At 38.4% G+C, this 1,057-nt stretch carries 2 protein-coding genes and 1 pseudogene; 1 reads left to right on the top strand and 2 read right to left on the bottom strand.

Translation table 11 applies throughout. The features are described 5' to 3' along the window. Both L5M10_RS23860 and L5M10_RS23865 read right to left on the bottom strand, forming a co-directional pair. Positions 1-175: transposase (locus tag L5M10_RS23860; protein ID WP_263148818.1), on the bottom strand; the 175-nt coding region annotated here is incomplete at its 3' end. 261 nt (positions 176-436) lie between these two features. After that, positions 437-793, bottom strand: coding sequence for a hypothetical protein (locus L5M10_RS23865; RefSeq protein WP_263256101.1), 357 nt, complete (start codon positions 791-793; stop codon positions 437-439). A 130-nt stretch (positions 794-923) separates the two neighbouring features. On the opposite strand from L5M10_RS23865, the pseudogene L5M10_RS23870 reads away from it, so the two are divergent. Further along, positions 924-1,057, top strand: a pseudogene (locus L5M10_RS23870) (IS4 family transposase); the annotation flags it as partial.

The following is a 1,057-nucleotide window of genomic DNA, read 5'->3' on the forward strand; positions in this document are numbered from 1 at the left end:
TTGGTGTGCCACCCTGGCGTTCTAGTTTTAACTGTCTCACCCATTTATCCATAGTGGACTTACCAACGTTCATCGCCTTTGCAGCTTCGATGATGCTATGGTTTTTATCGAGGACTAATTGGGCTGCTTCAAGTTTGAATTCAGCACTAAATGTTTTTCTGGTTGTCGATCTCATGTGTTCACCTAAAGTCATCTACGAGGTAATAATATCACCTCTATTTAGGTGGCCAAAATTAGTGTGCCACTACATACAAACCTCCTTGTTCAATGCTTAAGCAAAGCTGGAGATTAACTACCACGCAATTACTGTGGATGCCCGTCTGATCTTCTGGGCATTATCATGAAGGGAGTAGTGGCTATATTTAAATTTGGTACAAGTTTTATTATTTAGTGGACAATTAAATTAATAGGTTTGCAAGTCCGTGGTCTGCTCTTGTTAGCTGCATTGATTGTCTGCATATACATTACCAGTTTTAGGGCAGATTCTAAAAACACATAAAACATTTTCTGCATCACCATCATCGCCCCAAAGAGAAACTTCATAACCAGCTTGAGGAGGAATGACTATTATTATTTCTTCACTATTGTTAGTGAATTGGCCTTGTGGAAGTAGATTTTTGAAATCATTAAAATCCATTTTTAGGATTTGTTCGTGTGCAAATTTCACTTTTAAAAAGGAGGTTGGGTAATTTTCATAGGGCCAATCATTTTCAGCTTCTCGGGGATGGACTGATTGTATCTTGATACTTCCGTCATATCTTATTTGATATTTGATTGAACCACCATCATGCATAAACGGATAAATTAATGCTATGCTCTGAAGAATCCCCTGATGATTTACAAATAAATCATCAAATTAGGGTGGAAGCGCATCTTGTTGCATGATCAAATGGTTTCGCTAAAAACTACACTTGGACAACAAGATGCGCGAAGCCAATATCCTACAACATTCTTTACACCAATACTGCCCAGAACTTCACCTAAAACGATTAAACAGCTTGATGCTGGCCTCTAAGGCACTGATTGAATGTAAGACACTGACCTTGACTGAGTTAGG

The sequence above is a fragment of the Shewanella sp. SM32 genome (assembly GCF_025654235.1).
Taxonomy (GTDB): domain Bacteria; phylum Pseudomonadota; class Gammaproteobacteria; order Enterobacterales; family Shewanellaceae; genus Shewanella; species Shewanella oncorhynchi.

Coding starts and splice junctions, on each gene's coding strand:
- L5M10_RS23865 (WP_263256101.1), bottom strand. CDS start 793: ATGCATGATGGTGGTTCAATCAAATATCAAATAAGATATGACGGAAGT.